This window comes from Promicromonospora sp. NPDC057488 (assembly GCF_042802395.1).
GTDB lineage: Bacteria > Actinomycetota > Actinomycetes > Actinomycetales > Cellulomonadaceae > Promicromonospora.
The window spans coordinates 1-13,434 of sequence record NZ_JBHVEG010000171.1 but is presented as its reverse complement, the minus strand read 5'-3'; the positions used below and the strand labels follow the sequence as shown (position 1 = coordinate 13,434).

Below are 13,434 nucleotides of genomic sequence, written 5' to 3'. Positions count from 1 at the left end.
GGCACAGGCCTGTGCCGACCTCGATGCAGAGTGCCGACTTTGCGCGGCAAACTGCCGACCACCCGGGGAGACTGCCGACCTGGTGGGCGCTCCCCGCCCGCCGCCGTCATGCCAGCGCAGGCGGGATGTTCTGGTTGAGGTGCAACACGTTGTCCGGGTCGTACTGCCGCTTGACCGCCGCGAGCCGCGCCAGCTTCGCCGGCGGGTAAGCCCGGCGGACGCCGGCCGCCCCGTCGTCGGCGAGCACGTTGACGTAGACGCCGCTCGCGTACGGCTCCAGCAGGGCCGCGCTCGCGCGGGCGGCCGCGATCAGCCGCTCGTCCTCGGCCGGGTCGGTCCAGCCGGCGGCCACGACGTACTCGAACCGCGTGTCGCGCTGGCTGAACGCGGCGTCGTCGTCGGGCACCTCGGCGATGGCGCCGCCGTACGCCTGGAGGCCGGCCCGCACCTCGGGGTCGTGGGCGAGCAGCGCCTCCAGCGCGGCGTCGGGCAGGTCGCGGAAGTAGTGACCCTTCCAGTAGCGGCGGACGGCGTGCCCCCGGACGCTGTCCTCCCGGGTCTGCAGGTCCAGGTAGGACAGCTCCTCGACGCGGCGGGCCGACGGCGTCCCCAGCGCGTCGAGCTCCCGCGCGTGCTCCCGGCCCTCGTCGGGATCGCCCACCCACACGAAGCCGAGCGTCGCAACGCCGTCGTGCACGGCCGCGGTGTAGGTGGCCTGCCGCGGGGCGTCGGCGCTGAGGTCGCGCCACCGGAACGCCGCCGACGCCGCAGACGCCGCGTCCCCCGAACCGGCCGGGCCGATCGGGAAGTCGAGCTCCACGCTGAGCGCGCGCGTGCCGACGTCGTGCAGCCGGAACTCGAACTCGGTCACCACGCCGAAGTTGCCGCCCCCGCCGCGCAGCGCCCAGAACAGCTCGGGCCGCTCGTCGGCCGCGGCGCGCACCACCTCGCCGGCCGCCGTCACCACCTCGTAGGAGACGACGTTGTCGCAGGCCAGCCCGCACCGGCGGGCCAGCCAGCCCATACCGCCGCCCAGCGTGAGGCCGCCGACGCCGGTGTGCGAGACGTTGCCGGCCGTCGTCGCCAGGCCGAAGGGCTGGGTCGCGGCGTCGAGCGCGCCGAGCAGGGCCCCGCCCTGCACCCACGCCCGCCGGCGGTCCGGGTCCACGCGGACGGCGCCCATCGGGGTGAGGTCGATCATGAGGCCGCCGTCCGGCACCCCGTGCCCGACGACGCTGTGGCCGCCGCAGCGCACCCCCACCTCCAACCCCTCGCGCCGGGCCAGGGCCAGCGCAGCGACGACGTCGTCGGCCGTGCGGCAGCGGACCACCACGGCCGGCTTGTGGTCCACCATCGCGTTCCACACCGCGCGGGAGGTGTCGTAGCCGCCGTCGCCGGGGCGCAGCACATCGAGCTCGGTCACCGCCGGACCCTCGGTCGTGTCCATGGTCGTGCTCCTTCTGGTCGGGGACTCTCGGGGAGTGCAACGGGTGCTGCAGGAAGAGACCGGGCCGCGGTACGGGACTCATCGGCGCCTCGCGCCTCACCCTGCCCCGAACTGCGCCCAATAGCGTTGCCGCAGGCCACCGGGCTTGGGACCATGGGCGGGTGATATCGCCGACAACCGACGAGAATCCGAGCGCGCCCCTGCGGCTGCGTCCCCCACGACACGCCGTCGACCCGCGCGCCGTCGGCTGGTGGGCCCTCCAGTGGGTGCTGCTGACCGCGGTGCCCGTGGTGATCCTGGTGGTGCTGGGCGCGCTGATCGCGCCCGCCCGCTTCTGGCTCTTCCTGCCCGCCGGGATCATCGCGGTGCTCGGCGCGGCCGCCGCGATCGCCCTGCCCCGGCTGTGGTTCCGGCACCACCGCTGGGAGGTCACCGACGACGCCGTCTACACGCGCACCGGCTGGTTCTTCCAGGAGTGGCGGGTCGCCCCGCTCTCCCGGATCCAGACCGTGGACACCGCGCGCGGGCCCCTGGAGCAGCGGTTCGGCCTGGCGACGCTCACCGTGACGACGGCGTCCGCCCGCGGCGCCGTGAAGATCGAGGGGCTCGACGCCGAGACGGCCGCCGACCTCGCCGCCGGCCTGACGATCGCCACGCAGGCCACACCCGAGGACGCGACCTGAGCGCCGCCGACGGCGCCCCGGCACCCGACGACCTCGCCTGGGAGCGCCTAGACCGCCGGGCCTACCTGGCCGGCGCCGTGTACACGCTCGGCCCAGCCGGGGGCGCGGCCCTCGTCACCGGGTACTGGCTGGCCGTCGGCAACGGCCTCGGGTTCGCGCTCGCCTGGGTGCTGCCCCCGCTCGCGCTCGCGGTGGTCGCCGGTGCGGTGTCCGGCGAGTGGATGCGGCGCGTCACCCGGTTCCGCGTGGACCCGGAGCGGTTCCACGTGCACACCGGCGTCGTGGTGCGCAAGCGCCTGGCCCTGCGGCGGGAACGGATCCGCTCGGTAGACCTGACCGCCGACCCGGTGCTGCGCGTGCTCGGCACCGCCACCGTCCGGGTGGGCACGGGCGAGCAGGCCGGCACGGAGGGGTCAGTCACGCTGTGGCCGCTGCGCCGGGCGGACGCCGAGGCGCTGCGCGCCACCCTGCTCGCGCACGCCGCGCCGGGCGGCGACGGAGCCGACGGAGCCGAAGGTGCCGACGACGGCGCCCTGGCCCGGTTCGACCGCCGCTGGATCCGGTTCGCCCCGCTGTCCTTCCTGACGCCCGCGCTGGGCGCCGCGGCGGCCGGCGGCCTCATCCAGGTGTCCGAGTGGTTCGGCCTGCAGGAGGAGCTGTTCGAGACGATCGGGTCGTGGTTCGGCCTCGCCCCGGCCGTCCTCGTCGCCGCGCTGATGTTCGTGGGCCTGTTCGTCGTCGGCGGCGTGGCGACCGTCGCACTGTGGGTCGAGTACTGGTGGAACCACACGCTCGACCGGCAGGCCGACGGCACCCTGCACGTGCGGCGCGGGCTGCTCACCACCCGCTCGATCACGCTCGAGGAGTCCCGGCTGCGCGGCGTCGAGCTCGTGGAGCCACTCACGGCTCGCCTCGCGGGCGGGGCGCGCGTGGACGCCGTCGCGACCGGGCTCGCCACGAGCGAGGAGGACAAGACCGACAGCAAGACCCTGCTGCCCGTCGCGCCGAAGGAGCTCGCCGACCGGGTCGCCGCGGACGTGCTGCGCGAGCCCGGCGCCTCGCCGACGGCGGCGCCGCTCACCGGGCACCCGCTCGCCGCGCGGGGCCGCCGGCTGCGCTGGGCGCTGGCCACCGTGCTCGTCACCGAGGCCGTGCTCGTCGTGCTCGGCCTGCTGCTCACGCCCGTGCTGCTGCACATCGCCTGGGGCAGCGCGGTCGTGCTCGTCCCGCTGGCGACCGTGCTGGCGCTGGACGCCTACCGCTCGCTCGGCCACGCGCTGACCGAGCGCTACCTGGTCGCGCGCAGCGGCACCGTGCGCCGCGCCACCGTGGCGCTCCAGCGGCGCGGCATCGTGGGCTGGACCGTGAAGCAGTCGGTGTTCCAGCGCCGCGCCGGGCTGGTCACGGTGCTCGCCACGACCGCGGCGGGTACCGGCGCCTACGCCGTGCGCGACGCCGCCGAGGCCGAGGGGCTGGCGTTCGCCGACGCCGCCGTCCCGGGGCTGCTGCGGCCGTTCCTGGAGCCCGTCAGCGCACCCGCACCGCGCCCTCCTGGACGGTGACGGAGACCCGGGTCGTCTCGCCCAGGTCCTCGCCGTCGATCTCGAAGACCCGGGGCTCCGCGAGCTCCACCTGCAGGCTGCGCACGCGGCCGTGGGTGGCGCTCTCGCTGCTCTCGGCCGAGGCCCCGCCGCCGAGGACCCGCTTGATGCCGTTGTCCCAGACCATGTTCCGCAGCGTGTCGACCCAGCCCGCGGCGCCGTCGGCGCTCAGGACCAGGAGGTCCAGCTCGCCGTCGCGGGGGTCGGCGTCGGGCAGCAGGGTGATGCCGGCCTGGAGCATGCCGCAGTTGCCGACCAGCAGGGTGTGCGCGCTGTTCCGGTCGAGCTCCCGGCCGTCGGCCGTGATCCGGACGTCGAGGGTGCCGCTGGCCGACAGCGCCCGCCCCAGGGACTCGACGTAGGCCAGCCAGCCCACCTTGTCCTTGAGGTCGTCGTCGGTCTCGGTGATCATGTGCGCGTCGAGGCCGAACCCGGCCATGACGGCGAACGCGTGCCGCTCGGTGCCGCCCTCGAGGTCGATCTCCAGCCAGCCCACGTCCAGCGCCCGGGCCTTCGGGGTGAGCGCGCGGCGGAAGGCCGCGGCCGGGTTCAGCAGCGGGACCCGCAGGTTGCGGGCGAGCAGGTTGCCGGTGCCGAGCGGGACGATGCCGAGTTCGACGTCGGCCCCGGACTCGGCGAGGTGCTCCGCGACGGCCCGGACGGTCCCGTCCCCGCCCGCGGCCACGATCACCTCGGCGCCCGCCTCGATCGCGCGCTCCGCGGCGCCCTGGCCGGGGTCGTCCGGCGTCGTCTCGAACCACTGCTGCTCGACGTCCACGCGCTCGGCCGAGGCGGCCTTGTCCAGCGCGTTCTCGAGTGTCCCCCTGGTCGTCTTGGAGGGGTTCCAGATGATCCCGACGCGTGCGCTCATGGCGTCATGCTCGCACGCCGCGCCGGGTCGCGAGGCGGAGCACCACGAGCGCCGCGAGCGCCGCGGCCACGTCGCCGCCGGCCAGGGCGACCCAGGTGGCGGTGGGGCCCACGTGGCCGAGGGCGAGCACGAGCGGGATCTTGATCGCCACGAGGGTGCCGATGGACACCAGGTAGGACGGCCGGGCCTGGCCGAGGGCCTGGAAGTACGCGGAGACGAGCGGCGCGATGCCGGCGACGGCGAGGCCGGCCGCGATGATCCGGAGCGCCTCGGTCCCGGCGCGCACGGTGGCGGCGTCGTCGACGAAGACTCGCACGAGCGGCTCGGCGAACGCGATGACGAGGGCCGCGGCGCCGATCCCGTAGAGCACGGTGGCGCGCAGGCTGAGAGTGCGGGCCCGGGCCACGCGGTCGGGCAGGCGCGCCCCGGCGTTGTAGCCGACGACGGGCTGCAGGCCCTGGCTGATGCCCGTCTGGGGCATGGTGACGAAGGTCTGGATGCGGGCGCAGACCGCGAACGCGGCCAGGACGAGCGCTCCCCCGGTGCGGGCCAGCGCCAGGTTGACCAGGACGGTCAGCAGGGTGGCGCCGATCCCGGCGAGGAACGAGGGCGCGCCGATGCCCAGGAGCGCGCCGATCGTCGGCGGGTGGGGGCGCAGGTCGGCCCAGCGGATGCGGTAGGGCCGGCGGCGCCGGAGGAAGAAGAACCACAGGCTCATCGCCGCCGAGACGGCCTGCCCGCAGACAGTGCCGAGCGCCGCGCCGGTCACGCCGAGGTCCAGGACGAAGATGAACAGCGGGTCGAGGACGATCTGCACGACGACGGCCACGACCCAGACCATGGTGGAGTACGCCATCCGGCCCTCGGCCCGGATCAGGCTGGAGAACCCGGTGGCGAAGATCGCCCCGGCAAGGATGACGACGGCGTAGTCGTGCGCGTACTGGCGCGTGGCGCCCGTGGTGCCGAGCAGGGTCAGCAGCGGGCCGAGGAACGCCAGGCCGAGCACGCTCGTGGTGATGGCGGCCGCCCAGAACAGCACGAAGGCGTTGCCCGCGGCGCGGGCGGCCCGGGCGGGGTCGCCCGCGCCGAGGCTGCGCGAGACCAGGGACGCCCCGCCGACGCCGACGGTGGTCGCGACGGCGCCCAGCCCGAGCAGCACCGGGGCGACGAGGTTGACCGCGGCCATCGCCGTCGGGCCCACGCCCCGGGCGACGAACCAGGCGTTCGTCAGGGCGTAGATGCCGTAGACGCCGACCGAGAAGGTGGTCTGGGACGAGGTGTGCCACAGCAGCCGGCCGACGGGCCGGGTGCCGAGCTGGTCCGCGGCGTGTGTCACGGCTCCCTCGTGCGGCCGAGCAGCCCGAGCGCGATGTCGAGCTGCTCGCACGCCCAGCGGTACTGCTCCGGCGTCTGCCGGCGATAGGTGGTCTCCACGAGCATGGTGACGCAGAGCCAGAGGGTGTACAGGTGGCGGCGGGTGCGCTCGCCCGCCGTCAGCTCCGCCAGCCCGAAGCCGCGCCGGAACGGCGTCGGGTCGGGGAAGAACGGCAGGTCCAGGCCGGTCAGCCCCGCCTCCATCAGCGGGTCGCCGAACATGGCGCGCTCGTGGTCGACGATGGCGACGATGCGGCCGTCGCGGATCATCGAGTTCTTGGCCCAGAGGTCCACCTCGACGAAGCGGGGCACGGTGACCTCCGCGAGCACGTCGGCGTGGTCGTCCCAGACCTTGCGGACGACGTCGGGGTCCCATCCGAGATCGACGCCCGCGCGGACGCCGTCCGCCAGGACGTCGGCGAACATCGCCGTGGCTGCCTCGGGCCAGGTCGCGAACCCGGGGCCGTCGACCGGGCCGAAGTGCGGGCCGACGATCTCCGTGAGCTCCCGGTTCAGGGCGCCGAGGTGCTCGAACCCGGCGTCCACCACCTCCGGGGTCAGCTCCCCCGCCTCGGCGGCGATGCCGAAGCAGGCGGCGTCGACGTGCTCCATGGCGAACCAGTCGGCGCCGCAGAGGTCGCCCGTCAGGTCGCTGTGGTCGACGCGCGGCACGGGCACGTCCGACGCGCGCCGCACGAGCTCCATGGCGGCGATCTCGTTGCGCATCATGCCCTGCTCGCGCGTCATGACGGGCACGTCGGCGGGCGGGGCGATCTTGAGCACGGCCCGCGCGCCGTCGCGCAGCCGCACCTCGTACAGCGCGTTGAAGAAGCCGTACGAGAGCTCCGTCGCGAAGTCCTCCCCGTCCGGCACCTGCCCGGGGCCGTAGGCCCGCTCGATCATCGCCCGCAGCGTCGTCGTCGACTGGCGGTTCTTGGTGATGCTGTCCACTGGTCCTCGTCCTCGATGCTCGGTGGGGTACGGCTCGGTGGGGTACGGATGCTCGGCACGTCGATGCGTACGTTCGTACGCGAGGAGTGTAGGGGCTCCCAGGACCACTTATCTACCACCTGGTAGGTAATCGCGAAATTGTCGCCCGGGGCGCCCGCGCCCTGTGCCAAGATCTGCCGGTGCAGATCAGGCTGATCGGTCCCTTCGAGGTCACCCTGGACGACGGCGCCGCCGCCGACGTCCCCGGGACGCGGCTGCGCGCGCTGCTGGCCGCCCTCGCGCTCGACCCCGGCCGCGTGGTGCCCAAGGCGACGCTGGTGGACTGGATCTGGGGCGAGGCCCCGCCGTCCGACGCGACGAACGCGCTCCAGCGGCTGGTCTCCCGGCTGCGCAAGGTGCTGCCGGACGGCGTGCTGGAGGGCCAGGTGAGCGGCTACCGGCTGCTGGTGGCCCCCGACGACGTCGACGCCGTGCGGTTCGAGCGCCTCGTCGCACGCGCGCACGACGCCGACGTCGCCGGCCGGGTCCGGCTGCTGCGCGGGGCCGTCGCCCTGTGGCGCGGACCGGCGCTGCAGGACGTCGGCGGGGCGGACGGCGGGGTCGGTGGCGGGGTCGGGGGCGGCAGTCTTGCAGCCGCCGTCACCCGGCTCGACCGGCTCCGCCTGACGGCCCTGGAGGACCGGTTCGACGCCGAGCTCGGGCTCGGCCACGGCGCCGAGGTGGTCGCGGAGCTGACCGACCTGGTCGCCGAGCACCCCGTGCGCGAGCGGCTGGTCGCCGCCCTGATGCGCGCGCTGGCCGCGGCCGGGCGCGACGCCGAGGCGCTGGAGGTCTACCAGCGCACGCGCGAGGCCCTCGCCGACGCGCTCGGCGTGGACCCCTCGCCGGAGCTGTCGGCGCTGCACGTCGCGCTGCTGCGCGGCGAGCTGGCCCCGCGCGAGGCGACCCGCCGGACCAACCTGCGGGCCGCGCTGACCAGCTTCGTGGGCCGGGACGCCGACCTCGCCGTGGTGCGCGGCCTCGTCGCGGAACACCGGCTGACCACGCTGGTCGGGCCGGGCGGCGCGGGCAAGACGCGGCTCGCCACCGAGACGGCGGGCCGCCTGGCCGCCGACCTCCCCGACGGGGCGTGGCTGGTCGAGCTGGCCCCGCTCGGGCCCGACGACGACGTGGCGCAGGCCGCGCTCAGCGCGCTCGAGCTCCGCGACGCCCTGCTCGGCGAGGGGTCGGCCCTGGACGCGACCGACCGCGTCGTCGCCGCCGTCCGCGACCGCGAGGCCCTGCTGGTCCTGGACAACTGCGAGCACGTGATCGACTCCGTGGCGCGGTTCGCCGAACGGGTGCTCGGCGAGTGCCGGCGGCTGCGCATCCTGGCCACGAGCCGCGAGGCGGTCGGCATCCCGGGCGAGGCGCTCTGGCAGGTGCTGCCCCTGGCCCTGCCGGACGCCGCGGCAGCCGACGACGAGATCGGCTCCGCGCCCGCCGTCCGGCTGCTGCTCGACCGGGCGGGCGCGGTGCGCGCCGACCTCGCCGCGGCCGCCACCGCCGACGGCGACGTTGCTCCCGACGCCGGCACGCTCGCCACCATGGCGCGCGTCTGCCGGGCCCTGGACGGGATGCCCCTGGCCATCGAGCTGGCCGCCGCCCGGCTGCGCACGATGTCGATCGACCAGCTCGCCGCCCGGCTCGACGACCGGTTCCGCCTGCTGACCGGCGGGAGCCGCACAGCGCTGCCCCGCCACCGCACGCTGCGCGCCATGGTCGACTGGAGCTGGGAGCTGCTGTCGGACGCCGAGCGGACGGTCCTGCGCCGCCTGTCGGTGTTCCGCGGCGGGGCGAGCCTGGAGGCCGCCGAACGCGTCTGCGCGGACCCGGCCGCCGGCGGCACGCATGCCGGTCCCCCGCCGGACGACGTGCTCGACCTGCTCACCGCGCTGACCGAGAAGTCGCTGCTCGTCGCGGACGGCGGCGCCCACGCCCCGCGCTACCGCATGCTCGGCACCATCAAGGAGTACGCGGCCGGGCGACTCGCGGAGGCCGGGGAGAGCGAGCTGGCCCGGCGGGCCCATCTGGCCTGGTGCACCGAGCTCGCCGAGACGGCCGAGCCGCACCTGCGCCGCGCCGAGCAGCTCACCTGGCTCGCCACGCTCGCCGACGAGCACGACAACCTCACGGCCGCGATGCGCGGCGCCCTCGCCGCCGGCGAGGCGGCGGAGGCGATGCGGCTCGCGGCCGGCGCCGGCTGGTACTGGTGGCTCAGCGGGCACAAGGCCGAGGGCATGGAGCTGATCCTCGCGGCCACCGAACTCCCGGGCGAGCTGCCCGACGACGTCCAGGCCTGGGTGTACGCCCTGCTCTCGATGTTCCTGAGCACCGGGATGGGCGACGAGCACACGGCCGCCGACTGGATCCACAAGTCCTACCGGTTCAGCCGGACCAGCGAGCGCCCGCACGCCGCGCTGCCGCTGATCGTCCCGCTCGAACGCCTGCTGACGGCCCCCGAGGAGGGGCTGGCCGCCTGGGAGTCCGTGCTGGACGACGCGGACCCCTGGGTCCACGCGCTGGCCCGGCTGCAGCTCGGCAAGCTCAAGCTCATCCTGGGCCAGGACGAGCGGGAGGCGGAGGCGGACCTCGCCCTGGCGCTGGCGGAGTTCCGGACTCTCGGTGAGCGGTTCGGCATCTCGTTCGCCCTGTCCGAGCTCGCCGACCAGGTCGCGTCGCGCGGCGAGCTCGCCGCGGCGTGCGCGCTCTACGCGGAGGCGATCGTGGTCGTCACCGAGATCGGCGCCGTCGACGACGCCATCCTGATCCGGACCCGGCAGGCCCAGCTGCACTGGCTGCTGGGCGACGCGGAGGCGAGCGCCGCCGCCATGGCCGAGGCCGAGCGGCAGGCGCGCCGGGTCACGTGGCCGGGCACGCTGGGCACGCTCGCGCTGGCCCGCGCGGAGCTCGCCCGCTGGCGCGGGGACGCCGACGAGGCGCGCGAGCACCTGGCGACCGCCCGGGTCCTGTGGGGCGACGACGCGGACGGGGCGCACGTGCGCGCCGTCCTGCACGACCAGCAGGGCTACCTCTCCCCCGACCTCGACGAGGCGCGCACCCACCACGCCGCCGCGTGCCGGGCCGCCGTGGAGAGCGGGCACGCGCCGATGGTCGCGATCGCCCTGGTCGGCGTGGCGGACCTGGCGCTCCGGCGCGGGGAGCACGAGCAGGCCGCGCGTCTGCTCGGGGCGAGCGCCGGGGTGCACGAGCGGCGCGACTACCGCGCCGGCCCGGACATCGCGCGGGTCGAGGCGGCGGCACGGAGCCGCCTCGGCGGCACGGGGTTCGCCGAGGCGGCTCGGGTGGGGCGGGAGTCGGGACTGGCGACCGCGCGGGAGTCGGGGCACGAGCCGGGCTGGGAGCAGCTCGCCGCGGTCACGCTCGCTTCGTGAACGTGGCACCCGCCCACACGTAGCCCACCAGGGCGATCGCGACGCACCAGCCGACGGCGACCAGCGCGGTGCCGAGCGACGGCGTGCCGGCGAGCAGCCCCCGGACGGTCTCGATGATCGGCGTGAACGGCTGGTACTTCGCGAACTGCGCCAGCCCGGGACCCATCGTGTCGGCCGGGACGATCGCGCTGCTGAAGAACGGCAGCATGACCAGCGGCACGGATGCCAGGCCTGCCGTCTCGGGCGACTTCGCGGCCAGGCCGAGCGCGACGGTCAGCCAGCCGGTCGCGAACCCGAGCAGCACGACCATGCCCGCCACGCCCAGCCAGTCCAGGGGTCCCGCCGCCGGGCCGAACCCGAGCAGGAACGCCACCCCGAGCAGGGCCGCGACTGCCACGACGTTGGTGAGCAGGCTGGCCACGACGTGGCCCGTGAGCACGGCGCTGCGCGAGACGTCCATGACCTTGAACCGGTTGATGATCCCCTTGGTCATGTCGGAGTTCACCGCCGTGGCCGTGGACCCCAGGCCGTAGCAGACGGCCAGCAGGATCAGGCCGGGGGTCGCGTAGTCGATGTAGTCGACGCCCACGTCGAAGGCGTCACCGAACATGTAGACGAACATCAGCAGGATGATGATCGGCATCAGCACGGCGTTGAAGACGGCGGTCGGGTTGCGGGCGATGTGCCTGAAGTTCCGGCGCAGCATGACGACGGCGTGGGGTGCGGCGCTCATCGGGCGGCCTCCTTCTCGGTCGTGGGGTCGGTCGTCGGGTCGGGGGTCGGGTCGGTCGTCGGCGCGGCGGCGTGCCCCGTCAGGGCCAGGAACACGTCGTCGAGGTCGGGCGTGTGCACGGACAGCTCCTCGGCGCTCAGGGAGTACTCGTCGAGCCGGTCCAGCAGTGCGCGCAGCGACCGCGTGCCGCCGTCGCCGGGCACGCGCAGGCTCAGCGCGTCGTCGTCCCGCGTGGCGTCGGCCAGGACCCGCGCGGCGGCGTCGAGCTCCGCGACCGTGGCGAACCTCAGCCGCACGTGGGTGCCGGGGATCTGGCGCTTGAGCTCGTCGGCCGTGCCCTGCGCCACGATGCGGCCCTGGTCCAGGACGGCGATCCGGTCGGCGAGCTGGTCGGCCTCCTCCAGGTACTGCGTGGTGAGGAAGATGGTCACGCCGTCGGCCACGAGGTCGCGGATGATCGCCCACATGGTGCGACGGCTGCGCGGGTCCAGGCCCGTGGTCGGCTCGTCCAGGAAGATGATCTCCGGGTCGCCCACCAGGGTCATCGCCAGGTCGAGCTTGCGGCGCATGCCGCCCGAGTAGGTCGACGCCGGCTTGTGCGCCGCCTCGGTCAGCTCGAACCGCTCCAGCAGCTCCGCGACGGACCGCCCGCCGCCCCTGCGGTTGAGGTCGACCATGAGCTGCAGGTTCTCGCTCCCCGTGAGCAGCTCGTCGACGGCGGCGAACTGGCCCGTCACGCCGATCGCGGCGCGCACGGCCTTCGCCTCGGTCGCCAGGTCGTGGCCGGCGACGCGTGCGGTGCCGCCGTCGGGCCGGGTCAGGGTGGTCAGCAGGTTCACCGTCGTCGTCTTGCCGGCGCCGTTGGGGCCGAGCAGCGAGAAGATGGTGCCGGCCCGGACGTCGAGGTCGATGCCGTCGAGCACGACCTTGTCCTTGAACGTCTTGCGCAGTCCCGAGACCGCGATCGCGAGGTCGCTCATCACATGACCCCCAGCATCAGGGCGACGGTGCCGCCGGTGGCCATGAGCAGCGTGGTGCCGGCGTGCATACCGATGGACAGTCGCAGGTCCTGCTTCTTCCAGACGAACCACGGGCCGGGGAAGAAGAAGATCACGCGGGACAGGAACACCCACGGCGACCACAGGTGGTAGAGCGAGAAGAGCACGGTGCTGAGCACCGGCGCCCAGGCACCCAGGTGGGCCAGGCGCGGCATCAGGAACCCGCGGAAGTAGTACTCCTCGATCAGCGGCAGCGTGAAGCCCGTGAACGGGATGGACGCGGCCAGCGTGATGATCATGACCGTGCGGTCGTTGCCCTCCAGGTACGTGGTGGCGCTGGCGCCGACGTCGTCGAACGGGAGCCAGGTGAAGAAGGCCTCGAAGACGGCGGTGTCCAGGACGGTGAGCACCGACGACACGACGACGAACCAGGCGATGAGGCCGGCGACCATGGCGACGAGCCGGCCGCGCGGGACCGGCTTGTCCAGGTAGCCGAGCACACCCCGCAGGGAGTACCGGCCGGTGCGGTAGCGGCCGAGCCAGAGCAGGCCGAACTGGAGGGGGTAGAGCACGATGACCAGGGCGATCGCCCAGCCGAGGAACGACGGGTAGTCGATGGCCCGCACCAGCGGCTGGGCGACCAGCAGGTAGACGGCGACGATCAGGACGCCGGGCACGAGGTGCAGCGCGACGGACAGGGGCAGGGAGTGGCGCTCGGCGAGCAGCGCCTCGGCGACTCGGTTGGTGCGCGTCTCTTCGACGAAGGCCGTGGGGCCGGATATGTTCTCCATGCCCCGAATATTTGCGGGGGTCGCGGACACCGCCCTGACACGGCGCTGACACGACCCCCGGTTCGCTGTCAGCGGTATCACGTGCCCGTTTGCGCACCTCCTGGTGGTCAGTGGCAATATTTGCCCGGCCGGTCAGACCGGACACTCAGCGTTAAGGGGGCAGTTCGCGTGACGACCACGGGTGCGGGCCAGGCGGAGATCGCCCGGCTGCGCACCGCACTGGCCGGGCTGTCGGACCTGCCCCGGGGCGCCGGCACCACGGCGCGCCCGGGTTCCACGGCCGGCCGGCGGCCCGAGTGCCGCTCCACCCGCGCCTCGATCCACGACTACCTCTCCGGGCGGCTGATGCCGCACCGCCGTCGGCGCCTGGAGAGCCACCTGGACGGCTGCGCCGAGTGCATCCGCGCGTTCATCGACGTGCGCCAGGTCTCCTGGAACCGCAGCGCCCTGGACCGGCGTCTGGTCGCCGACGGCCACCGGGGCGGGCGGCACCGCCGTCCGCCCCGCCGACGTGTCAGACGTACAGGTCGCTCGGGTGACCTGTACGTCTG

At 74.6% G+C, this 13,434-nt stretch carries 11 protein-coding genes; 4 read left to right on the top strand and 7 right to left on the bottom strand.

The features are described from left to right. Positions 1 to 106: 106 nt before the first annotated feature. Positions 107 to 1,447: an FAD-binding oxidoreductase gene (locus ACFU5G_RS24650; RefSeq protein WP_377250716.1), complete on the bottom strand. Its 1,341-nt coding sequence runs from the start codon at positions 1,445 to 1,447 to the stop codon at positions 107 to 109. A gap of 161 nt (positions 1,448 to 1,608) precedes the next feature. On the opposite strand from ACFU5G_RS24650, the gene ACFU5G_RS24645 reads away from it, so the two are divergent. Next, a complete protein-coding gene (locus tag ACFU5G_RS24645) occupies positions 1,609 to 2,130 on the top strand; it encodes a PH domain-containing protein (RefSeq protein WP_377250714.1) in 522 nt (173 codons plus the stop codon). Between the two features lie 77 nt (positions 2,131 to 2,207). Continuing rightward, positions 2,208 to 3,692: a PH domain-containing protein gene (locus tag ACFU5G_RS24640; RefSeq protein ID WP_377250711.1), complete on the top strand. Its 1,485-nt coding sequence runs from the start codon at positions 2,208 to 2,210 to the stop codon at positions 3,690 to 3,692. On the opposite strand, the gene ACFU5G_RS24635 is transcribed toward ACFU5G_RS24640, so the two are convergent. Genes ACFU5G_RS24635 through ACFU5G_RS24625 form a run of 3 tightly spaced genes read right to left on the bottom strand, consistent with a single transcriptional unit; the run spans position 3,658 to position 6,927 of the window. Beyond that, on the bottom strand, positions 3,658 to 4,602 hold the full coding sequence (locus tag ACFU5G_RS24635) for a diacylglycerol/lipid kinase family protein (RefSeq protein ID WP_377250708.1): 945 nt from the start codon (positions 4,600 to 4,602) through the stop codon (positions 3,658 to 3,660). The two genes, ACFU5G_RS24640 and ACFU5G_RS24635, sit on opposite strands and share 35 nt — an antisense overlap. A gap of 4 nt (positions 4,603 to 4,606) precedes the next feature. Then, positions 4,607 to 5,938 carry an MATE family efflux transporter gene (locus tag ACFU5G_RS24630; protein WP_377250705.1) on the bottom strand — a complete coding sequence of 444 codons (1,332 nt, stop codon included), beginning with the start codon at positions 5,936 to 5,938 and terminating at the stop codon, positions 4,607 to 4,609. Continuing rightward, positions 5,935 to 6,927 (bottom strand): phosphotransferase family protein, encoded by a 993-nt coding sequence (locus tag ACFU5G_RS24625; protein WP_377250703.1) that lies wholly within the window; start codon positions 6,925 to 6,927, stop codon positions 5,935 to 5,937. Before ACFU5G_RS24625 ends, ACFU5G_RS24630 begins: the two co-directional genes overlap by 4 nt. Positions 6,928 to 7,106: 179 nt before the next feature. On the opposite strand from ACFU5G_RS24625, the gene ACFU5G_RS24620 reads away from it, so the two are divergent. Further along, complete coding sequence (locus ACFU5G_RS24620) at positions 7,107 to 10,361, top strand: BTAD domain-containing putative transcriptional regulator (protein WP_377250701.1); 3,255 nt, start codon at positions 7,107 to 7,109, stop codon at positions 10,359 to 10,361. Here the strand turns inward: ACFU5G_RS24620 and ACFU5G_RS24615 are convergent. The 3 genes from ACFU5G_RS24615 to ACFU5G_RS24605 are packed head-to-tail and all read right to left on the bottom strand — an operon-like array spanning position 10,345 to position 12,883. Next, the gene (locus ACFU5G_RS24615) at positions 10,345 to 11,094 is read right to left on the bottom strand and encodes an ABC transporter permease (protein WP_377250699.1); all 750 of its coding nucleotides are present in this window, start codon (positions 11,092 to 11,094) and stop codon (positions 10,345 to 10,347) included. The genes ACFU5G_RS24620 and ACFU5G_RS24615 overlap by 17 nt on opposite strands. Next, positions 11,091 to 12,074 carry an ATP-binding cassette domain-containing protein gene (locus ACFU5G_RS24610; protein ID WP_377250697.1) on the bottom strand — a complete coding sequence of 328 codons (984 nt, stop codon included), beginning with the start codon at positions 12,072 to 12,074 and terminating at the stop codon, positions 11,091 to 11,093. Before ACFU5G_RS24610 ends, ACFU5G_RS24615 begins: the two co-directional genes overlap by 4 nt. Beyond that, on the bottom strand, positions 12,074 to 12,883 hold the full coding sequence (locus ACFU5G_RS24605) for a CPBP family intramembrane glutamic endopeptidase (protein ID WP_377250694.1): 810 nt from the start codon (positions 12,881 to 12,883) through the stop codon (positions 12,074 to 12,076). The genes ACFU5G_RS24610 and ACFU5G_RS24605 overlap by 1 nt, the downstream gene beginning before the upstream one ends. A 168-nt stretch (positions 12,884 to 13,051) precedes the next feature. On the opposite strand from ACFU5G_RS24605, the gene ACFU5G_RS24600 reads away from it, so the two are divergent. Further along, positions 13,052 to 13,434, top strand: a 383-nt coding sequence (locus ACFU5G_RS24600; RefSeq protein WP_377250691.1) for a zf-HC2 domain-containing protein, incomplete at its 3' end; no start/stop codon positions are given.

What these genes read in the sequence shown, in the direction of transcription:
- ACFU5G_RS24650 (WP_377250716.1), bottom strand. Translation starts at nt 1,447, where the DNA reads ATGGACACGACCGAGGGTCCGGCGGTGACCGAGCTCGATGTGCTGCGC.
- ACFU5G_RS24635 (WP_377250708.1), bottom strand. Translation starts at nt 4,602, where the DNA reads ATGAGCGCACGCGTCGGGATCATCTGGAACCCCTCCAAGACGACCAGG.
- ACFU5G_RS24615 (WP_377250699.1), bottom strand. Translation starts at nt 11,094, where the DNA reads ATGAGCGCCGCACCCCACGCCGTCGTCATGCTGCGCCGGAACTTCAGG.
- ACFU5G_RS24610 (WP_377250697.1), bottom strand. Translation starts at nt 12,074, where the DNA reads ATGAGCGACCTCGCGATCGCGGTCTCGGGACTGCGCAAGACGTTCAAG.
- ACFU5G_RS24605 (WP_377250694.1), bottom strand. Translation starts at nt 12,883, where the DNA reads ATGGAGAACATATCCGGCCCCACGGCCTTCGTCGAAGAGACGCGCACC.